Consider the following 20,853-nt stretch of genomic DNA (forward strand, 5'->3'; position numbering starts at 1 on the left):
TCCCTGGGCACCAATAACGGTCAAATCGACCTGCCATGTGGGCTCAGTGCGCAAAACTGTGCAGGTGGGTGCCCCCGATGGTCGACGCGCATCGGCGCGTTCCGCTGCTCGCGGAGCGGTGACGGACTCCGACCAGGAACAGATCCGACGCGCGTGGGCAGCACTGACCTCACGAGCGGATTCGATCGCGGACTCCATCACGCTGGCGTTGATCGAGCAGGAGCCCGCCTACCTGGCCAGCTCCACTCCGGACATCGCAGGCGAAATTCGTCGCAGCACTCGCGAGCACATCAATCAAGGTCTCCGCACCCTGTCGGGGCTGCCCGCCGCGGGCGACAACGCGCGCGAGGTGTGGCGTCGTACCGGCAGAGAGCGTGCACGCCAGGGGATTCCGATGGAACTGGTGCTCAAGGCGTACACGCTGGGGAGTCGGACGCTGTGGGAGGAGCTGATGCTCGAGCGCGAGCAGTGTCGAACCAGCATCGACGAGCATCTGCTGCTCGTGGCGGGTCAACAGCTGTGGCGCGCACTCGACAGTCAGTACGAAACCCTCGTCGAGGCATACCGGCAGGAAAGCGCCCGGATGCAGCAGCGCGATCTCGCCAACGTTCTGGTGATACTCGACGGCCTACGATCGGGGCGAGGCGGTGATCCGGCGTTCGTCATGGAAGCACGTGCCACCCTTGGCCTTTCGGCCTCGCAGCAGATCGCGTGTGTCGTCGGCCCGCTCGACGATCAGGGGTCGCCGCCGCTCCCGGCACCCGAGGACGCGTTGGATCAGATCGGTGCGGTCTCGCATTGGAACACCAGGGACGGCCACCAGTTCGCGCTCGTCGCACTCGGAACGGGATCGTGGAACTCCGTCGTCGACGCTCTCGCTGCTCGGGCCGTCGGGCCGGTGGGTGTTGCGCATTCGCCGGAGGGTCTGTCGTCGTTCGCTGCGGCGTATCGCCTCGCGGCGTTGACGGCCGAGACCATCACCGAAGACAGCGGCGTGGCCTTGGCGACGGACCGACTGCCCCGCGTGATCATGGCGGCCGACGATCGATCGTCGGAGTTGCTGGTGCGTCACGCTCTGGGAAAACTGTGGACGCACCCGGAGCCACATCGAGGAACGCTGCTCGACACCCTGGCGCACATGCTCGCGTCGGACGGTTCGCCCACCAACGCGGCCAAGGCGCTCTACTGCCACCGGAACACCGTGATCTACCGGGTCCACCGAATCGAGGAGTTGACCGGGCAAGATCTGACCGATCCGCGAGATCGGCTCTTGCTCACGCTGGCACTGGTCAGGACGGGACATTGGACCCGAGCCGTCGGGCAAGGGGACAGTTCGACACCCCGTGGATCATTCAACCGAATGAATTGACGAGACAATTTCGAAGTCGGTGTAACGGCGTGGTGCGGTGTGCCTATATTCCGAGTGGCTCCGTGCTGCTGCCTGACCCCCGACCCGGCAGCAGCGCGGGGCCTTTCTCGTTTCTGTGCCGATGGTCTCCGAGTGAGCGTCACCGTTCGGTTTGCGTAAGCTCGTGCGAGGGGTACGCCGTGCAGAAGGGCGGAACAACAACCAACGGTGGTCCTGGAAGGGTCGAACGTGAGCGAGGGCAACAGTAGGTCGGGTGACGCACCCAACGGTGCCGAACCGAAACCCGACGTACGGCCGTACGACGCTCCCACCGAGGTCTTCGGTGCGATCCGCGACGAGGCGACCGATTCGAAGCATGCATCCGAGGCCGAGCAGGTTCCGGCAGAGCAGACTCCGGAAACAGAGCCCGAGCAGGCACTGGAGGCGGAAGCCGACACCGCTGAGCCCGAGTCCGAGGACACCGATCCGGTTACCGCAGATCCGGCCGTCGACGATGCCGAGGCCACCGAAGCCCACGCCGCAGCCGTCGTGCCGGAGGACGCCGAGCCCGATCCGATCACGGCCCCGCAGCAGCCGCCCGTAGCCGACGAGTCGCCGACCGTCGCGCAGCCAGTTGTTCCCGCTGACACCGTTGCTCCTGCCGACGCCGATGTTCCTGCTGATACCGATGCTCCTACCGAGACGGTTGTTTCTCCCGAATCCGAGTCGCCGGTCCAACCACCCGTGATTCCGCCGGAGGACGGCGCAACCCCGCCCGCCGGCGGGTCCGGGTTCGTGCCGCCGTGGCGGAAGATCGCGATCGGAACCGGCGCGGTGGTTGCAGTTCTCACGCTGCTGTACGCGGCGGATTGGATCACCTCCAGCGATCGAGTGCCCCGCGGCGTCACCGTCGCCGGGATCGAGGTCGGCGGTAAGAGCCACTCCGACGCCGAAGCTCTCCTGCGCTCGGAGTTGGGTGCTCGTGCCGAGCAGCCCGTGTCGGTCGACGTCGGCGATCGACAGGTCGAGGTACTGCCTGCCGCTGCCGGTCTCGGTGTGGACTGGAACGCGACGCTCGACCGCGCCGGATCGCAGCCGATCAATCCGATCACTCGTCTGACGTCGTTGTTCGGCAGCCGCGAGATCGGCGTCGTGTCGACCACGGACGAGCAAGCCCTCACTGCTGCCGTCGACGGATTGCGCGTCGAGACCGACCGTGATCCCGTCGAAGGTGACGTCGTGTTCGACGGCAGCGCACCGATTGCCGTTGCGCCGCTGTCCGGCCGGGTACTCGACGCCGACGGGACGCGTCGAAACCTGCAGGCCGAATGGGCCTCGGGCGCAACGGAAGCGGTCTACGAAACAACACCCGTCACGGTGACTCAGGAGGCCGTGGATCGAGCGTTCGCCGACATCGCCGTTCCAGCGGTGGAGGCACCGGTGACCGTAGCGGGCAGGCAGAACGTCGACGCGATCCTTCCGACGGATCGTGTGGGCGAGGTTCTGCGCTTCGACCCGGACGGCCAGGGTGGACTGACTCCGATCTACGACACCGACGTCGCCACAGGCATTCTCGCGCCGCAACTCGTGCGCACCGAGGTACCGCCGACGGACGCGTCGTTCACCTTCTCCGGCGGTGCCCCGACCGTCGTCCCCGGTGAGATGGGCGAGTTGGTGGAGTGGCGCAAGACTCTCGAGCAGCTGCCCGCGCTGCTGTCCGCGGACGGACCCCGCACCACCGAGGCGATCTACGAACCGGCCCCGCCCGCTCTCACCACCGAAGCCGCGCAGAATCTCGGTGTCCGAGAAGTGATCGCCGAGTACACCACCGGCGGGTTCGAGTACGCGTCGGGCGTCAACATCGGGCTGACCGCGCAGATCGTGAACGGTGCGCTCGTGAAGCCGAAAGAAACGTTCTCGCTCAACGGGTACACCGGTCCCCGAGGCAGCGCGCAGGGCTTCGTGGAGTCGGGGATCATCGACAACGGTCGTCCCGATCGCGCCGTCGGCGGTGGCATCAGTCAGTTCGCGACGACGCTCTACAACGCGTCGTACTTCGGCGGCATGGAAGACACCGACCACACCGAACACAGCTACTACATCAGCCGATACCCCGAGGCGCGCGAGGCGACGGTGTTCGAAGGTGCCATCGACCTGAAGTTCACCAACCCGAACGACACCGGCGTGGTCATCCAGTCGTTCGCCGACTCGTCCAGCGTCACCGTCCGACTGTGGGGAACGAAAACGGTCGACGTCGAATCGATCACCGGTTCGCGAACCAATTTCACCTCACCGAACACGGTGACACTGCCCGCAGGCGCAGGTTGCGTTGCGTCCGGTGGAGGCCAAGGATTCACCGCCAGCGACACCAGGGTGATCAGCGATGCCGCGTCGGGCAGGGAGATTTCGCGGAACACCAGAACGGTGAAGTACGACCCGATCCCCATCGTCCGATGCGTTCAGCCCGATCGCCCGGACCCCGCTCCGGCACCCGCAGCGGACCCTGCCCCGGAACCGGATGAAGACGAGTGACGACGCAACCGCCGGATCGCAATTCGAATCACGTCGATTCGGACTGTGGCGTCACCGCCCGTTCGGGTGTTTGCTTGCAGTAGGTGTTCACCCGATAGAACTGTGCCCACGCGGGGGTGCACCACGAGATCGAAAGGGAGCTTTGTCCATGGCGCTCACACGCACCGTCCTCGATCAGCAGACGCTTCGTGAGGCGTATGCGCAGTTCCCGAGCGGCGTCGTCGCGATCGCCGCGAAGATCGACGGCGTCCTGGTGGGCTTGGCGGCCAGCAGCTTCGTATCGGTGTCCATCGACCCACCACTGGTGGCGGTGTGCATCCAGAACACGTCGACGACATGGCCGAAACTCGAGTTGGCACCCAATATCGGCGTCAGCGTTCTCGGTGAGGCGCACAACGACGCCGTCCGTACCCTGGCCGCCAAGACCGGTGACCGGTTCGCCGGCCTCGATCTCACCGTCACCGACGGGGGTGCAGCCTTCATCGTCGGTGCCACCGCATGGCTGGACACCACCATCGAGCAGCAAATCCCCGCGGGTGACCACGCAATAGTGTTGCTGCGCATACATTCCCTGGACGTGCAGAGCGAAGTGAACCCAATCGTGTTCCACGGCAGCAAGTTCCGCAAACTGCAGCAGTAGCGGCTGGTCGACTTCGTTGGGCCTGTTCGGTCCGGCCCTGTTCTGCCCGGCCCCAGGATTCCGCATTCGGCTCCCCGAGCTACGCAAACGCGCGCGCATTTGCTGAACGCGCGCAAAATAGCGGCGAGATCGTGAGCGATTCTGCGCGCACCTGACGAATGCGCGCGCGTTTGTGGGACCGGCGTTCGTTTCGGCCTTCGACGCTTCGTCGGGTCGGCCCGCAATACGATGCGCCGCCGACCTGTTCCCTTGTTTTCTCGGTCCCCCTGTTCCCCTGTTCCCCGGTTCCCCGGTTCCCCGGTTCCCCTGTTCCCGGTCCCCGCTCGTCAGCTTCGGCTCCCCAGGATTCCGCAAACGCGCGCGCGTTTGCTGAACGCGCGCGAAATGGTGGCCTGATCGTGGGCGAATCCGCGCGCACCTGACGAATGCGCGCGCGTTTGTGCGACGGACGGCGTGGCGAACTGGTACCCCCGTACCTGTATTCATCCACAGGTCCGAAGTTGTGCACAGGTGGCTACTTTCGTCCCGGAGTCGTTGCGCGCGTAGTCGAGACTCGCAGGATGAAGGATGATCGAATGGTGCGACGCTCGGAGGCGCTTGCCGATGGCCACGCCGATCACGAGTTGCGGGCGCTGTACGAACGCGAGGGATGGGAGCGTTTGGTGAACGGCGTCTACGTGCCGTCGTCGAGGCTTGCCGGCCTTTCGGAGCGGGAGCGCCATCGGCTGTTGATCGACGCCATATTTCCGACGATGGCCGAGGGCAGCGCAGTGAGTCACCGTTCGGCGGCGCTACTGCACGGATTGCCGTTACCCACTGGCGGATTCGACAAGGTCCACGTCACCCGACATCGCCGCGGCGGAGGTCGCGCGAACGCGGCGGTGATCGTGCACTGTGCGCCGTGGGTGCCGTACGCGACCGTCGACGGAATTCCCGCGACCTCGTTGGCGCGGACGGTTGTCGACCTTGCCCGTACTGAGCCCCTTCTGTCGGCGGTGATCGCAGGTGACTCGGCTCTGAAGCGCTGCGATCCGCAGGACCTCGACGCGGAGTTGCAGCGTGCTCGGGGATGGAAAGGTGTGGCGCAGGCGCGACGAGCCGTGTCCCTCATGGACGGGCGGAGCGAAAACCCCGGCGAATCTCAGAGTCGAATCATTCTGCGCGAGAATGGATTCGAAGTCGAGTCGCAGGTGGAGATCCTGGATGCGGACGGACGATCGTTGGCGCGGATCGACTGGCTTGTCAATGGCGTCGTCGTCTGCGAGTTCGATGGTAAAGCCAAGTACACCAAGTACCTACGGCAGGATGAGAACCCCGGCGACGTGGTCTTCAGGGAGAAGGTGCGGGAGGACGCGATGCGCGATCTCGGCTATCCCGTGGTGCGCTGGACCTGGGCAGACCTGGGGAATCCGGCGGAGCTGGTGGCACGCGTAGCCCGAGCTGTGGAGAGGGCTGCAGCCCTGCCGCCACCGCGGGGGAGCGTGCGGGGAACGCCGTGCGGCCGACAAACGCGCGCGCATCTGCCGAACGCGCGTGAAATTGCCTGAAGATCCTGCAGAATTCGCGCGCATCTGACAAACGCGCGCGCATTTGCGGTAGCCCGGGGTTCGCACTCCGCCACTCTGGCAAACGCGTGCGCGTTTGCCGCAACCCCGACCCCCGCACACGACAACGGCCGCACCCGAGAACAGGTGCGGCCGTTGTGAGTTCAGGGAATCAGAATGCTGCTTCGTCCAGTTCCATGATGTCGTTGTCGATGTTGGTGAGGATTGCGCGGGTGGAGGTGAGCTGCGGCAGGATGTTCTTGGCGAAGAACGAGGCCACTGCGACCTTGCCTTCGTAGAACGCCTTGTCCTTGCCCTCTGCGCCGTTGTCGAGTGCGGCGATGGCGATTTCGGACTGACGCAGCAGCAGCCAACCGATGAGCAGGTCGCCGAAGCCCATGAGGAATCGCACCGATGCCAGGCCGACCTTGTACAGCTCGGCGGGCTGGTCCTGTGCGCCCATGAGGTGCTGGGTCATCGAGGTGACGATGGCCTGCACGTCTTCGAGTGCGGTGGCGAGCAGTGCACGCTCGGCCTTGAGGCGGCCGTTTCCTGCTTCGCTGTCGATGAACGACTTGATCTGTCCGGCAACGTGAGCCAGTGCTACGCCGCGGTCGCGGGCGATCTTGCGGAAGAAGAAGTCCTGCGCCTGGATGGCGGTGGTTCCTTCGTACAGCGAATCGATCTTGGCGTCGCGGATGTACTGCTCGAGGGGGTAGTCCTGCAGGAATCCGGAGCCGCCGAGGGTCTGCAGGGATTCTGCGAGTACCTGGTAGGCGATTTCGGAGCCGACGCCCTTGACGATGGGCAGCAGGAGGTCGTTGACGCGGTACGCGATGTCTGCGTCTGCGTCCGAGACCTGCTTGGCGGTGACGGGATCCTGGTGCGCTGCGGTGTAGAGGTACACCGCGCGCAGGCCCTCCGAGTAGGCCTTCTGCATCATCAGGCTGCGACGCACGTCGGGGTGGTGGGTGATGGTGACGCGCGGAGCGGTCTTGTCGGTCATCTGCGTCAGGTCTGCGCCCTGGACGCGCTCCTTGGCGTACTCGAGTGCGTTGAGGTAGCCGGTGGAGAGGGTGCCGATTGCCTTGGTGCCCACCATCATTCGAGCGTGCTCGATGACGTCGAACATCTGCGCGATGCCCTTGTGGACCTCGCCGACGAGCCAGCCCTTGGCGGGGACGCCGTGGCCACCGAAGGTGAGCTCACAGGTGGCGGAGGCCTTGAGGCCCATCTTGTGCTCGACGCCGGTGACGAATGCGCCGTTGCGCTCGCCCAGCTCGCCCTTCTCGAAGTCGAAGAGGACGGACGGTACGAAGAACAGGCTCAAGCCCTTGGTGCCCGGTCCGGCACCTTCGGGACGAGCGAGTACGAGGTGGAAGATGTTCTCGAACAGGTCGTCGGAGACGGCCGAGGTGATGAAGCGCTTGACGCCCTCGATGTGCCACGAGCCGTCGTCCTGCTTGATGGCCTTGGTGCGGCCTGCGCCGACGTCGGATCCGGCGTCGGGCTCGGTGAGGACCATCGTGGCACCCCAGCCGCGCTCGACGATGACCTTGGCCCATTCCTTCTGCTCGTCGGTTCCGTTGTGGAACAGGATGTTCGCGAAGCCGGGGCCTGCGGAGTACATGAATGCCGCGGGCTGTGAGCCGAGGAGCATCTCGTTGATGCCCCACAGGAGGTTGCGGGGGGCGGGCATGCCGCCGATTTCCTCGTCGAGACCGACACGCCACCACTCGCCGTCGTAGAGCGCCTTGAACGACTTCTTGAAGGAGTCGGGCAGCTTCAGGCTGTGGGTTTCGGGATCGAAGACGGGCGGGTTGCGGTCGGCGTCCGCGAAGGACTCGGCCAGCGGTCCCTCGGCCAGACGTACGACCTCACGCAGCATGTCGCGGGCAACTTCGCCGTCCATGTCGCCGAAGTTGTCGCCTTCGAGTGTCTCGTCGAGTCCGAAAAGCTCGAAGAGGTTGAACTCGAGGTCCCGAAGGTTGCTCTTGTAATGGCCCATTGCTCGTTCGCTCTCCAGTCGGTGGTGCGGTCTCGTGAGTACCGCCCAAGTTAGCTACTCGTCGGTAACTTAAGGGATATTACCCTCGATCCGGTTCGCTGCCAAGGGGAGACCTACTCGCCAGTAGCAGTGCATCGATCGCTGTGCCGCCGGTCACGTCGCGATAGCGGTTCTCGGCGGTGAGGACGGTCAGTCGAGTACCGATGTCCGACGCCAAATCCTCTGGCGTGTAGAGGATTTCGGCTTCCTGTGGGCCGCCGACGCCGGACTCGATGTTTGCGGCGTGGTGTCCGAGAATCATGAGGATTCCGTCAGGTTTCAGTGCCGACACCGCCCTCGAAACGGCCGCCTGCCGCTCCTCCGGGGGCAGGTGGAGGTACAACATGAGAACCAGGTCATAGTTCGGTTCTGTTGACAACTGCGTCACATCGGCGTGGACCCAGGTCAGGCGTTCGCGCACCGATCGCGGTGCCGAAGCGGCAACACGACTTGCCTTCGTCAGTGCGACCGAGGAGAAATCGACGGCGTCGACGGTCCAGCCGCGGGTTGCCAACCAGATGGCATTTCGACCCTGTCCGGCCGCGAGATCGAGTGCCCGACCACGTTTCAGCGTCGTCGCGACTTCCACCACTGTTGCGTTCGGTGCCTCGCCGTAGACGAGTTCTCGGCCTTCGTACTTGCGATCCCACTCTGCGGCGTCCACCCGGGGAAGCCTAGTGGGGGTACCTACAGCGTCGCGCGCAGCAGCAGCACGTTGTAGTTCTGGTAGACGGTGGCGAGGAAGTACAGGTCGCGGCCGGTCGAGTAGGGGTGGATGTACGGCGCGTAGATGGAGCTGACCTCGCGGGTGTCGACCAGAACCTCCGGCGCGCTCCACGGCCCGACGGGCGACGGCGAGCGCCGAAGCACGATCGAGTTGGCATTGTCGGTCGTCATCATCAGGTACTGACCGAGGGTCGCGTTGTATGCGACGGACAGTTCGCCGACGCCGCCGACGATGGGTGCGGCTGCGGCCGGGTCACCCTTCTTCCAGTCCTGCCCGGTCCAGTACTCGTATTCGCCGAGCCTGGCGATGTCCTGTTCCTTGACGCGGGCGACGTGACCGAGGTTGAAGCGGCCGGGCGGGGTGCCGTACTGGTAGACGTAACCGCCGTCCTTCAGGTAGGCGCTCTGCTGGAAGTTACGGTCGCCGCCGACGCTGGGCCGCTGGGTCTCGGGCAGTGCTGCCCAGTTCTCTCCGTTGTCGTTCGACACTGCCAGGCCGGAGAAGTTGGTCTCCCAGGTTCCTGCGGGTCCCCAGTTCTTCACGGACATCAGGTTCAGGTACTGACTGTCGCCGACGGCCACGCCTGCCGTCGGGATTCGGCTGATCTCGACGAACGGGATCTTGGGGCTGGGGACGACCTCTTTGGTCTGGCCGATGGGGTCGAGTACGACGCTGTCGAAGTTCATGCCGTCGGCGAGGTTGCGGTCGTTGCTACGCACGATGGCGTTGCTGCGCCACGACCACAGGCTGCCCTGCAGCAGGTTGGGTACGCCGAGACCGGCGGTGTCGCCGAAAGCAGTCAGTACCTCGCCGCGGCCGTTGTCCCACATGATGCCGAGATCGGTGCCGATCATGTTGACGTTCTGAGTGTTGTTGGGGCTCGACATCCCGGTGACCTGAGCGACGGCTTGTGCGCGACCCTGCAGTTGCGGGAGCCCGAACGTGCCGTTGAGTCCGGCAATGGGATTGACCGCGTTGGGATTGGCGAGCGCGTTGGGCCCGGTGACCAGCAGCGATGTGGCAACGGCCATGACGGCAACGGTCAATACTCTGGAACCCACGCGACTCACGACGTTCTCCCGATTTCGATTCACTCCCCGGTAATCGAGGAGAACCATATCAGCGGTTTGTTCGAGGGGGGATAAATCGGGCGATCCGCTGTTTCGAGAAATCGGGCGAATGCACCTCGGTGTCGTAATCTGGAGAGCGTGAGTGATCTGCCCGATTCCCGGCTGGCGAGGGATTTGTCCGTCAGTGCGATGCGGCTGAATCGGAGGCTCCGTCTGCGCCATTCCAGTGACAGATTGCCCGTCGCTCACCTGTCGATTCTGACGACGTTGCTCCGTGAGGGGCCGATGACGACGGGGGAGTTGGCGGCCCGAGAGCGGATCAAGCCGCCGTCGGTGTCCAGGTCGTCGCATGCCTTGGTCGAGTCGGGGCTCATGTGCCGGGAGCCGCATCCGACAGACGGTAGACAGGTGGTTCTGCGGCTGACCGATGCGGGGACGGCGACCGCGCGTCAGGAAGTAGCCGCTCGGGAAATGGCGCTCGCGGAGCAATTGGACGCGTTGACGCCGCAGCAGCGGGAGACTCTGGCCGCAGCGGCTCGAATTCTGACCCAGATCGTCGAACGGGTCGACTGAACACCCTCAGTTCTCGTGGTGAACTTCGTGATCGAGAGTGTCGACGTCCCATTCGATGGTGGACCCCAATTCTTCGGAGTCACCCCGGCGCGCGACGCGGCCGAGGACGACGGCGACGAGTATCGCCACCACCATCCACACGGCTACGCCTATCAACAACCCGGTCATGTCACACTTTCTAGCACCTGTGTCTGTGAAATCGCCGTGAAACGGTGGTTCGGCTTTGTTGCAATTCGAAATTGGTCGTGTACGGTCCGGCAATTCGGACAGATCGAACGCACTGTTCCACAACGGATGTGGAGATTCCGGGCCGCGAATGGATTTTCGGTGTGAACGGACCTACCGGAACGCGCGACGCACCGATCAATTTTCCAATTGCGTGACGGCAATACGGAAACGGCTGGTCGGTATGCACAATTGCGCGACGGCGTCGAGATCGGACTCGAAATCGACATCGCGTAATTCGGGGAGCATCGTGATCGACGCTCCTGCGGCGGTCAGAGCCTCGAGTGTGTCGGTGCCCGTCGACGGCGCAGACATGGGCACGTCGAGCAAGGACCGTGCGAGGTCGGGGTTGCGCAGGCCCAACGCCCACCAGCCACCGTCCTCGGCCGATCCCAGTACGTCGCTGCTGCCGAGCAACGCGGCCGCGTCGGACAGTAATTGCGCCGTCACCTGTGGGGTGTCCATGCCGATCTGCAGAGTTGCTCCGGTGGTGGCCGCGTCGGCGTGTGCGTTCGCCAGTCGTTCGCCCAACCCGTCGCCGCGCTGCGGAATCACCGTGAACGACGCCAGGGCCCGGGTGAGTTCCTCGGCACGAGCCGCGTCGGCGAGTGCGCCGGTGAGGGCCACGACACGGCGGTCGACGTCGGCGGCCGAGACGGCGTCGAGGGTGTCCAGCAGCGAGGCCGCGGCCAGATCGGCTGCGGCGGCGTTGCCGATCGTGGCGGCGAGGCGTGTCTTGGCCAGCCCGGGAACGGGGGCTTTGGCGACGACGAGAGCGGTGACGGTCACGAGAGCACCTTCCAGAAATCTCGCACGGCGACGATCGTCCCCTTCACCGAGCCCGAGACCTTGGACGTGCCGGCTGTCCGTGGCCGGTAGTCCACGTCGTGTTCGACGACGGTCCAGCCGGCTTCGGACGCCAGTACGAGCAACTGCAGGGGGTAGCCCGAGCGGCGGTCGGTGACATCGAGGTCGAGCAATGCCTGACGGCGTACCGCGCGGATGGCTCCCAGGTCGTGTACCGGCAGCTTGTACTTGGTTCGAAGCCGAAGCGAGAGAACGGCATTGCCGATTCTGGCGTGCAGCGGAGAGCTTCCCTTCGCCGGTCGGCGGCGACCGACGGCGAGGTCCGCGTGATCCAGGGCCGCCACGAGGGTCGGCAGATCGCGTGGATCCATCGAGCCGTCTCCGTCGAGGACGCAGACGATGTCGGTGTCGGCCGCGACGACGCCTGCGTGCACTGCTGCGCCGTAGCCGGGCACAGTTTCGGAGACCACTGTTGCTCCGTGGGCAGTGGCCACAGCGGCGGTGGCGTCGGTCGAGTTGTTGTCCACCACGATCGTCAGGTAGCCCGCCGGTACCGAATCGAGCACTGCCGGAAGCGATTCGGCCTCGTTCATGCAGGGGATGACGACGGTGACCGATTCCTGTTCAGACACGGGGTGGTCCCGTTCCTTCGGCGTCGCGCAACGGTGCGTCGGCGAAGGCGGTGAGACCGTCCCTCGGCATGATCTTCGCGCGGAATCCCAGTGTCTCTTCGGCCAGTCGGGAACTGGCGACGATGTGCCGTACGTCGCCCGCTCGGTAGCGTCCGGTGATCTCGGGTGTCGGTCCGCCGCGTGCGTCGGCGAGGATGCCGGCGACCTCGCCGATGGTGATCGGCTGCCCCGAGCAGACGTTCAGGGCGGTGAACCCGTCGACCTCCGCGTCGATCGACGCGATGTTGGCGGCTGCTACGTCGTGGACGTGCACGAAATCGCGGGCCTGCTTGCCGTCCTCGTAGACAGTCGGGGCCCGACCGAGTTCCAGAGACGACCGGAACATCGCTGCCACACCGGAATACGGGGTGTTGCGCGGCATGTTCGGTCCGTAGACGTTGTGGTAGCGCAGTGCGACCACCGAGCCGCCCGTGGACACCGCCCATGCGGAGGCGTAGTTCTCCTGGGCCAGTTTGCTCGCGGCGTAGATACTTCTGGGTTCCAGAGTCGAATCTTCTTCGACCAGAAGCCAATCGAGAGGCTCACCGGATGCCGGGTCTCGATTGTCGAACAATCCCGCGTCGAGGTCGGCGCGAGTGCGGGGACGGGGAACGACGGTCTCGCCGGACGAATTGATGTATCGCCCTTCGCCGTAGACGACCATCGACGAGGCGAGAACCAGGCGAGAACAGCCCGCCTCGTACATCGCGGCGAGCAGAACCGCCGTCCCGTAGTCGTTGTGGCTGGCGTAAGCCGGGGCATCTGCGGCGTCGACGCCTGCTCCGACGACAGCGGCCTGGTGACACACGACGTCCACCCCGCGCAGTGCGTCGACGAGCGAGTCCTTGTCGCGCACATCGAGATCGATGATCCCGTCGGCTCGCGCTCCTGGACCGTGAGCCGATTCCAACATGGCGTCGACGGCTACGACCTCGTGGCCGGAGCCGGCTGCCGCATCGAGAATGTGTCCACCGATGAATCCGGCTGCGCCGGTGAGCAGTACCCGCGTCATGGCAGTTCGATCGGCAGCGTCAGGCCGGTGTGCACCCGACACGTGGGGCAGTCGCCGGTGGGAGCGTCGGAGATGGCCGAGCGCACCAGTGCCTTGAGCGGCTCGATGTTCTTCTGGAATTCGGCGAACACGTCCACTGCCTTGACACCCTGACCGGACTCGATGCCGGCGTCGAGGTCGGTCACCAACGCGATCGGTGCGTAGCAGAGCTCGAGTTCACGAGCCAGGACCGCCTCGGGGTGGCCGGTCATGTTCACCAGCGTCCAACCCTGGCGGGCGAACCACTGACTCTCGGCACGAGTGGAGAACCGAGGACCTTCGACGACGACCATGACGCCGCCGTCGATCGCCGAGTTCTGGACCGCGGACTTCCTCAACGTGGGGCAGTACGGGTCTGCGAACTCGACGTGAATCCCGCCCTGGTCGAAGTAGGTCTGCGCGCGCCCGGAAGTTCGGTCGACGAGTTGATCGGGAATCACGACGGTGCCCGGGCCGTACTCGGACACCAGGGACCCGACCGCGCACGGGGCGAACACTCGCCGCACTCCGAGCATCCGCAGCGCCCACATGTTGGCGCGATACGGCAACGTGTGCGGCGAGTACTCGTGGTTTCGTCCGTGTCTGGGCAGAAACGCGACTCGCCGACCTTCCACCTCGCCCAACGTGATCGGGGCGCTCGGAGTGCCGTAGGGCGTGTCCAGCACTACCTCCTCGGCGTCACCGCCGAAGAACGAATAGAAGCCGCTGCCGCCGATGACGGCTATCTCGGCCCGCCCCGTCGCGTCGTTGTCCATCTACTCATCCTCCATCACCGTGGGTCGATATGCTGGTCCGAAGTCGTGGTCGCCTTCAAGTCCGCAGGGAGAAAAGACTATCCGTTACTGGAGAGAAGCCGTCGCCGGCACGTTGGCCGTCGTGCTCGTGGTGGTCGCGTTCGTCGTTCCGTACCTGGGAAACGAACTCGTCACCCCCATCATCAACAGAACTCCGCAGCAGGTGCGTGATTTCGCCGATGCAGCACCGCTGTTCGGCTTCCGCGAGATTCATGTGGGATGGGGAACTCCCGTAGCCGTCCTGATCGCCGTGGCCACCGTGTTGTGGGGGCCGACGGTGGCACGCCGACTGTCGTGGACGCGCCTGTTGTTCGTCGTGTGGGGTGCGTCGGCGGCCTGGGCGATGTCGCTGGCGATGGTGGACGGTTGGAAGCGCGGCTTCGTGAACCGGCTGGCATCGACGGACGAGTACCTGCACGAGGTGCCCGGCATCACCGACATTCCCGCCACGCTTCGCGGGTTCTCCGATCGCATTCTGGACTACCAGGCCGATTCGTGGACGACGCACGTGTCGGGTCATCCACCCGGCGCGTTGCTCACCTTCGTCTGGCTCGACCGTCTCGGCCTCGGCGGTGGAGCCTGGGCGGCGGCGCTCTGTGTGCTGGTCGGCACGAGTGCCGCTGTGGCGCTGGTACTGACACTCCGAGTACTCGGCGACGAGAACATGGCGCGGCGTGCAGCACCGTTCGTGGCCATCGCCCCGGCCGCGATCTGGATCGCCGTCTCCGCCGATGCGGTCTATGCCGGTGTCGCCGCGTGGGGAATTGCGCTGCTGGCGATTTCGACGAAGCGCTACCTGTGGCCCGCGTCGATCGGCGCGGGGGTACTGCTCGGCTTCGGCGTGTATCTCAACTACGGGTTGGTGCTGATGGGTCTGCCCGCCGTCGCGGTGCTGATCGCCGGACGAAAGATTCTGCCGTTCGTCGGCGCGCTGATCGGTGCGCTGATCGTTGCCGGGATCTTCACCGCGTACGGATTCTGGTGGTACGACGGGTACGAACTGGTGCAGGAGCGCTACTACCAGGGCATCGCGAAGGACCGCCCGTTCGAGTACTGGGGCTGGGCGAACTTCGCGGCACTGTTCTGCGCGTTGGGTGTTGCTGTGCCCGCTGCGTTCCCGCGGATACTCACTCGGCTCCAGCCGATCAATCTGTTGGTGATCGCGGCGATCGCGGCGGTGGTGATGGCGGATCTGAGCCAGTTGAGCAAGGCAGAGACCGAGAGAATCTGGCTGCCCTTCGCGATGTGGATGCTGGTCGCGCCCGCGGTGTTGCCGATGCGGACGCATCGTTTCTGGTTGGCGCTGCAGGTGATCGGTGCGTTGGCGATCAATCATCTGCTGTTCACGAACTGGTGAGCGGAGCCAGCGTCATCTGAGCGAACCAGCGCCCGTCGATCGGTGCCACGTCCACAACTCGCAAGCCTGCGGCGTTGGCGAGATCCGCGGTGGCGTCGGCGCTGACACTCGACCAGGCGAACCAGTCGCCGACCATGGTGTCGGTTTCCCATCGCACGGTGCGGTGCCGAATTCCCGTGTTGCTGGGCGCATCCACTTCGGCGATGACGGCTCCGTGGGGTGCGAGCAGGTCGGCTGCCCGGCGGAGCAGTCGTACCGGGTCTCCGCCGATGCCGATGTTTCCGTCCGCGAGGAGGACACACGACCAGTTGCCGGTGTCGGGCAGTGGCTCGAAGAGGTCGCGGAGAACGGCGTTGCCACCGCGTCCGATGGTCAGATCGACTGCTGCTCGGGAGGTGTCGACACCGAGTGCCGAAACGCCGCGTCGAGCAAGCGCTTCGGTGAGTCGACCCGGACCGCAGCCGAGGTCGATCGTGGACCCGGTACAGCGGCTGAGCATGGCGTGGTCCGCGCGGCGATCCTCGGCTGACGAGGCGCTGCCACCCATCCACCGTGCGGTGGGAAGCTGCTGCCTGCTGCCGTCGGAATCACCTATCCAGCAAGGTAGTCCGGCTGCTGCGCGGTTGAAGAGTGTATCGGCGGTGACGCTCATGCTCGGCTCCGTACGAGGGTCCATCGAATGAAGTAGGCGGCGGCGCTCACGGTGAACAACACCGCGGTCAGCGCTAGCCAACGTCCGAGAAAGGGTTCCTGGGTCAAACCGGTTGCGGCCCGGTACGACTCCGCGCCCTGGGAGAGTATCCCGGGGAAGAACATCAGAAACGTCAGTGCTGTCCCGAGAGCGGGAACTCGAACGAAATTCACCGGCGACACGGCCAGGCGGCGGCGTGGAATGCCGGTGATCAGCCGATCGGCCAGCGAGTAGAGCGGGAACAGTACGGCGTCGTGCAGCAGTACCGATCCGAAGAACCACACGAGAACGGATTTCCACCACACGTCGCTGTTCCACAGTGTCTGCGGCCCTGCGAGTGTGACGACGTAGCCGACGAGGGCGAACGAGAGCAGCAGACCGACCGCATGCAGCGGGTGTCCGCCGTAGCTCTTCGTGAACGCTCTCATCTTCGGGCTCCTGACCGTGCGATGCAAACACCCGTGCGCGAGAGCCACCGTCTTTCACGGCGGCATCTCGCGCACGGGCGTTCAGGAGGTGATTAGGCAGTGCTGACCGTGATGGTCGCAACGCCGACGAGCAGACCCGGGGTCACAGCATCGGTGTTGAAGGTGCTGTTGAGCAGTCCGGCTGCGGTCTCCGAGATCTTCACCTGGGTGCCCTGCAGGATTGCGGTGTTGTCAGGTCCGGTTGCGAGCGGCTGCAGGGTGCGGCCGTCCAGATCGAACAGCACTGCGTCTGCGGCTGCTTCTTCGCCGTTGACCATGACGTCACCGGTGAGGAGCGAGGTGCCCGGGTCGATGTCGAAGTTGATGAGCTCGACGACGGTCTCGCCGGCGGTCAGCGACAGGCCGCTGCCGTCGTGCATGATCTCACCCTGGACGTAGGGGTCGACGGTGCCGGGCTCCCAGTACTTGACGTCGCCGCCGGTGATCGGGAATCGGATGGATCCGTCTGCGAGAGTGGCAGTTCCGACGACACCGGGCGTGAGGCCCAGGGTGGTCAGTGCGCCGGTGAAGCCGGGATCGAGTGCAACTGCGGTGTCGACACCGTTGCTGAGGTCGGGGACCTCGGCTGCGGGCTCGGGCATGCTCTCGGTGGTTTCCATGGCCGACGATGCCGAGGAGGTGGCTGCGTCGGTGGTGTCGGACGCTTCGTCGCTGGAGCATGCGGCAAGCGGGACGATGGTGAGTGCACCGATTGCGGTGGCGGCCAAAGCTTTACGAACAGTGAACATGTCGGTCAACCTTCCGTGCTCGTCTCTCGAGCGTTGTGGGTCATTCGGCGCTGCTTGCCGAGCGGATGGGTTCCATCTCGATCCCCTGCAAGGGAGCGTGCCCACCTGTTACCCGACAAACCGGACTGCCAAACCGGAAAGTTTCCGAAGGTTCACTCGGATTCAACGAAGGATCAAGTCCGCCGCCCGTTCGCCGATCACCACCGACGGTGCATGAGTGTGTCCGCGGATGATGCTGGGCATGATCGACGCGTCGGCGACGCGAAGGCGATCGACGCCCCGCACCCTTAGTTCGGCGTCGACGACACTGTCGGCGTCGTTGCCCATACGGGCCGTGCCCACGGGGTGATACAGAGTGTGCGCATTCTGCTCGAGGGCCTCGGTGAGCAGGTCCGCCGGGGAGATGTTCGACGCCACCCTGGGGCGGACGATGTCGCCGAGTTCGCCCTTCATCGAGGGGGTTTCGGAGATTGCAACGCAGGCCCGTAGCCCCTCGATCATGGCGCGGCGGTCGAGTCCGCCGGGGTCGCTGAGGTAGCGCGGCTCCACGATGGGCTTGGCCATGGGGTCGGCCGAGCGGAGGGTGATCTCGCCTCGGCTCTCGGGTTTGACGAGTACCGCGCCGATGACGGCAGCATGCGAATCCTGGCCGACGAGTCCCTCGTCGAAGAACGGTGCCGGTCCGAAGATGAGTTCCACGTCGGGCAGGGCGAGGTCTTCTCGGCTCTTGATGAATCCGTACGCCTCGGCGACGTTGGAGGTGAGCATGCCGCGTCGGCGCGTGAGGTAGTTGACCAACTCGGGGATCTTCTCGGCGTGGAAGAGGGAGTCTCTTTCGGTTTTCCAGCCGATGAGGGCGGCCAGGTGGTCGAGGAGATTCTGCCCGACGCCCGGTGAGTGGTGCTGAACGGTGATGCCGTGGGATTTGAGCTGTTCCTGGTCGCCGATGCCCGAGAGCATCAGCAGCTGCGGAGTGTTGACGGCTCCGCCGGAGAGGATCACTTCCTTGCGTGCGCGCACGGTGTGTGTCTGTCCACCGGAGGTGTACTCGACGCCTACTGCCGCAGTGCCCTCGAAGAGGACGCGAGTGGCGTGTGCCTCGGTGAGGACGGTGAGGTTCTTGCGCTTCTTCGCCGGTCGCAGGTAGGCATCCGCGGTGCTCCATCGTGCTCCGCGCTTCTGGTTGACCATCGTGCGGGTGAAGCCCTTGGGCTCGGGCAGGTTGGCGGTTTCCAGCGGATAGCCTGCTTCTTCGACGCCGTCGAGGAACGAGGACGTCAGGTCGCGGGGGCTGCGCTGGTGAGAGACGATGAGTGGGCCGTCGGTTCCCGCGTCGAGTGCTGTTGTGCCCTCGATGTTCTCGATCTTGCGGAAGTATCCGACGAGGTTGCGGAAAGCCCACGAGTCGTCGGACACCGCTGCCCAGTCGTCGTAGTCGGCGGCGAATCCGCGTACCCACATCATGGCGTTCATCGACGACGAGCCACCGAGCATCTTGCCGCGCGGCCAGTAGATGCTGCGATCTCGAAGCTCCGGCTGCGGTTCGGTCAGGTAGTCCCAATCCACCTCGCTACGAAAGAGTTTGGAGAATGCAGCGGGGATGTGGGCGAACTTGTTCTTGTCCTCGGGGCCGGCCTCGAGGAGGATCACCTCGTTGCGCGGGTCTGCGCTGAGGCGGTTGGCCACCACTGCGCCTGCGGAACCTGCGCCCACCACGATGTAGTCGGCAGTCTTGTGCTGTGAGCTCATCTTTGTCCTTGACGTCGGTGCGGGCGCAGAGGTGTCAGCCGCGCAGGGCGGAAGCGAATATCGCAGGCAGTTTGGACCAGGACGGCGCACCTGCGAATGCGGTGAGCAATTTGCCGGTCGATGCTGCGGTTTTGTTCGTGACGAACCACGGTGGCTTCGGAGAGATGGAGAGTTCGCCGTTGATCAGCGAGCGCGGCATCGGTCGGAACGGACCGCGCACCACTGTTCGCTCGGCCCCGTCGATCAGCAAAGCGTTGTGCACGATGCCGATTCCGCTCTGGACGTCGTCTACTGTGTGGCCGGGGAATGCGCCCCAGGTGGCCGCTGCGGTGAGGAATCCGATGGCCGTCCAGGCGTTGACGGCGATGGTGCCGTAGCGCAGGTCCGCGAGCATGGTGTCGAACTTCTCCCCGAGTCCCTTGATGGTGGCGGGGGTGCCGATGATGTTGATGCCGAGTGTTCCGGTGAATTCCTCGTTCGCGGCCTGCACTGCCTTGGCGGCGAATGCTGCTCCGCTGTAGGGCAATTCGATGATGCCCATGACCGGGGCGAAGTACTCGGTCTGCAGCAGCGGTGCGTATTCACCGGGGTTCAGATCGGTGATGAGCACGCGGCCACCGCGCTCGCCGAGGCGTTCGGCGGACGGGTAGGTGGCGGTGGCGTCGGACACTCGCTTGTCGCTGCCGGGGTAGTAGGGAGCTCGGGCAGGCGCGCGGTCGAGGGCGGCGCGCAGGGCGGCGACGAATTCGTCGCGCTGCTTCCATTCCGAAGACAGAACGACGACCTGTGAAGCGACACAGTTGTATCCACTGTTGTGCAGGCGTTGGGTGGCGATGTGTTCGGCCTGGAACTCGATGTCGGCACGGCTCCACTCACCGGGCAGAACGATGGTGGGCGAGACGCCGCCGAGTTCGCTGGAGATCTCCTTGGTGAGGATCGGGTCGTTGGCCGCCTTGCGCGCAGCTCCGTCCGGGCCGGGACCGAAGACGATCGCGTCGTGCGTGATGGCACTGCCGGTCATGTGAACGTGGTCGACGCTGTCGTGCTGGACCAGGTAGGTGCCCACGTCGGCTCCACCGGTGAGCAGGCGCAGTGCGCCGATGTCCACGAGCGGTGCGAGGACTTTCTCGAACACCGGCAGCAGTGGATCCATGATGGGGTTGAGCTTGAGCGCGACGACTCGGTTGAAGGCGATCAGTTCGTACAGCGCGTCCAGCGGCGCGATCGAGGTGATGTTGCCCGCGCCGAGCACCACTCCGATGCCTGCGGTGCTGGTGGGATGGAGCTGGGCGAGGCCCGCGGTCCGCTGTGCGGTTGCACGGTCGATTCCGGGCTTCAGCCATACCTCGGCGGTGAACCCGTTGAGCAGGAGTCGCTCGAAGATGTTGAGGGGCAGTACCGACACCGTCGTGCGTCCACCGGGCGCCGTACCGAACGTGGCACCGGCCAGTGGGCTGCTGTCCGCCTCGAGCGCCGCAAGCGTGTGTGCCACGGTGCCGAGTCCGTTCAGGAACGAGTACGGACCCGACAGCCATTCCTCTCCGACGAGGCTGGACGAGGCGTCGAGGCCCTTGATCGACGCTGCCGCCGTCACCCACTCCTGCGCGTGAGCTGTGGTCAGCGCATGCACGCGTTCGAGGATGGCCCGCCGCTCGGCCAGGGTGAGGCGTCCCCAGTTCTTCTCTCCCTCGACCAGATCGGCGAGTGCCGAGTCGACTGCCTCGGTGGGTCCCGTCTTCGGTACGGATTGCAGGTGTGGGGTCACGTCGCTGGTCAACTTCTCGGCTCCACTCGTCGTTCGGGTACACGGC

The 20,853-nt window shown here is 65.1% G+C and carries 19 protein-coding genes; 6 read left to right on the forward strand and 13 right to left on the reverse strand.

What is annotated here, in order from left to right; translation table 11 throughout:
• Window positions 1–64: 64 nt before the first annotated feature.
• The 4 genes from ABZ677_RS03620 to ABZ677_RS03635 all read left to right on the forward strand — a co-directional run bounded on the left by ABZ677_RS03620 (window position 65) and on the right by ABZ677_RS03635 (window position 6,067).
• The gene (locus tag ABZ677_RS03620) at window positions 65–1,369 is read left to right on the forward strand and encodes a helix-turn-helix domain-containing protein (RefSeq protein WP_288143177.1); all 1,305 of its coding nucleotides are present in this window, start codon (window positions 65–67) and stop codon (window positions 1,367–1,369) included.
• Window positions 1,370–1,597: 228 nt separating this feature from the next.
• A complete protein-coding gene (locus tag ABZ677_RS03625) occupies window positions 1,598–3,880 on the forward strand; it encodes a VanW family protein (RefSeq protein ID WP_358366654.1) in 2,283 nt (760 codons plus the stop codon).
• Between the two features lie 148 nt (window positions 3,881–4,028).
• A complete protein-coding gene (locus tag ABZ677_RS03630) occupies window positions 4,029–4,520 on the forward strand; it encodes a flavin reductase family protein (RefSeq protein WP_037195909.1) in 492 nt (163 codons plus the stop codon).
• Window positions 4,521–5,080: 560 nt separating this feature from the next.
• On the forward strand, window positions 5,081–6,067 hold the full coding sequence (locus ABZ677_RS03635) for a hypothetical protein (protein ID WP_358366656.1): 987 nt from the start codon (window positions 5,081–5,083) through the stop codon (window positions 6,065–6,067).
• Between the two features lie 169 nt (window positions 6,068–6,236).
• Here ABZ677_RS03635 and ABZ677_RS03640 read toward each other — a convergent pair whose 3' ends face one another.
• From ABZ677_RS03640 to ABZ677_RS03650, 3 genes are all read right to left on the reverse strand, one after another.
• Window positions 6,237–8,072, reverse strand: a complete 1,836-nt coding sequence (locus tag ABZ677_RS03640; protein WP_358366658.1) for an acyl-CoA dehydrogenase — start codon at window positions 8,070–8,072, stop codon at window positions 6,237–6,239.
• A 79-nt stretch (window positions 8,073–8,151) separates the two neighbouring features.
• Window positions 8,152–8,775, reverse strand: coding sequence for a class I SAM-dependent methyltransferase (locus ABZ677_RS03645; RefSeq protein WP_094740198.1), 624 nt, complete (start codon window positions 8,773–8,775; stop codon window positions 8,152–8,154).
• Window positions 8,776–8,798: 23 nt separating this feature from the next.
• Window positions 8,799–9,869 (reverse strand): DUF4185 domain-containing protein, encoded by a 1,071-nt coding sequence (locus ABZ677_RS03650; RefSeq protein WP_094635365.1) that lies wholly within the window; start codon window positions 9,867–9,869, stop codon window positions 8,799–8,801.
• Window positions 9,870–10,046: 177 nt separating this feature from the next.
• Between ABZ677_RS03650 and ABZ677_RS03655 the strand changes: the two genes are divergently transcribed.
• The gene (locus tag ABZ677_RS03655) at window positions 10,047–10,481 is read left to right on the forward strand and encodes a MarR family transcriptional regulator (RefSeq protein WP_358366660.1); all 435 of its coding nucleotides are present in this window, start codon (window positions 10,047–10,049) and stop codon (window positions 10,479–10,481) included.
• Between the two features lie 6 nt (window positions 10,482–10,487).
• Here the strand turns inward: ABZ677_RS03655 and ABZ677_RS03660 are convergent, their stop codons facing one another.
• From ABZ677_RS03660 to ABZ677_RS03680, 5 genes are all read right to left on the reverse strand, one after another.
• Complete coding sequence (locus ABZ677_RS03660; RefSeq protein WP_170945786.1) at window positions 10,488–10,649, reverse strand: hypothetical protein; 162 nt, start codon at window positions 10,647–10,649, stop codon at window positions 10,488–10,490.
• A gap of 195 nt (window positions 10,650–10,844) precedes the next feature.
• Window positions 10,845–11,495, reverse strand: a complete 651-nt coding sequence (locus tag ABZ677_RS03665; protein WP_358366662.1) for a DUF2064 domain-containing protein — start codon at window positions 11,493–11,495, stop codon at window positions 10,845–10,847.
• The gene (locus ABZ677_RS03670; protein WP_037195893.1) at window positions 11,492–12,145 is read right to left on the reverse strand and encodes a glycosyltransferase; all 654 of its coding nucleotides are present in this window, start codon (window positions 12,143–12,145) and stop codon (window positions 11,492–11,494) included. The genes ABZ677_RS03665 and ABZ677_RS03670 overlap by 4 nt, the downstream gene beginning before the upstream one ends.
• Window positions 12,138–13,196 carry an NAD-dependent epimerase/dehydratase family protein gene (locus ABZ677_RS03675; RefSeq protein WP_037195891.1) on the reverse strand — a complete coding sequence of 353 codons (1,059 nt, stop codon included), beginning with the start codon at window positions 13,194–13,196 and terminating at the stop codon, window positions 12,138–12,140. The genes ABZ677_RS03670 and ABZ677_RS03675 overlap by 8 nt, the downstream gene beginning before the upstream one ends.
• Window positions 13,193–13,990 (reverse strand): S-methyl-5'-thioadenosine phosphorylase, encoded by a 798-nt coding sequence (locus tag ABZ677_RS03680; protein ID WP_037195889.1) that lies wholly within the window; start codon window positions 13,988–13,990, stop codon window positions 13,193–13,195. Before ABZ677_RS03680 ends, ABZ677_RS03675 begins: the two co-directional genes overlap by 4 nt.
• 79 nt (window positions 13,991–14,069) lie before the next feature.
• Here ABZ677_RS03680 and ABZ677_RS03685 point away from each other — a divergent pair, with 79 nt between their 5' ends.
• Window positions 14,070–15,386 carry a hypothetical protein gene (locus ABZ677_RS03685; protein WP_358367217.1) on the forward strand — a complete coding sequence of 439 codons (1,317 nt, stop codon included), beginning with the start codon at window positions 14,070–14,072 and terminating at the stop codon, window positions 15,384–15,386.
• Here the strand turns inward: ABZ677_RS03685 and ABZ677_RS03690 are convergent.
• From ABZ677_RS03690 to ABZ677_RS03710, 5 genes are all read right to left on the reverse strand, one after another.
• Window positions 15,373–16,038, reverse strand: coding sequence for a methyltransferase domain-containing protein (locus tag ABZ677_RS03690; RefSeq protein ID WP_082323875.1), 666 nt, complete (start codon window positions 16,036–16,038; stop codon window positions 15,373–15,375). The genes ABZ677_RS03685 and ABZ677_RS03690 overlap by 14 nt on opposite strands.
• On the reverse strand, window positions 16,035–16,505 hold the full coding sequence (locus tag ABZ677_RS03695; RefSeq protein ID WP_358366665.1) for a hypothetical protein: 471 nt from the start codon (window positions 16,503–16,505) through the stop codon (window positions 16,035–16,037). The genes ABZ677_RS03690 and ABZ677_RS03695 overlap by 4 nt, the downstream gene beginning before the upstream one ends.
• Before the next feature lie 92 nt (window positions 16,506–16,597).
• Window positions 16,598–17,293, reverse strand: a complete 696-nt coding sequence (locus ABZ677_RS03700) for a hypothetical protein (RefSeq protein ID WP_037195884.1) — start codon at window positions 17,291–17,293, stop codon at window positions 16,598–16,600.
• Window positions 17,294–17,455: 162 nt separating this feature from the next.
• Window positions 17,456–19,042, reverse strand: coding sequence for a GMC family oxidoreductase N-terminal domain-containing protein (locus ABZ677_RS03705; protein ID WP_358366666.1), 1,587 nt, complete (start codon window positions 19,040–19,042; stop codon window positions 17,456–17,458).
• Window positions 19,043–19,076: 34 nt separating this feature from the next.
• A complete protein-coding gene (locus tag ABZ677_RS03710) occupies window positions 19,077–20,819 on the reverse strand; it encodes an aldehyde dehydrogenase family protein (protein WP_358366667.1) in 1,743 nt (580 codons plus the stop codon).
• Window positions 20,820–20,853: the final 34 nt, after the last annotated feature.

Origin of the sequence: Rhodococcus sp. NPDC006774 (assembly GCF_040636045.1) — a bacterium.
Classification (GTDB): domain Bacteria; phylum Actinomycetota; class Actinomycetes; order Mycobacteriales; family Mycobacteriaceae; genus Rhodococcoides.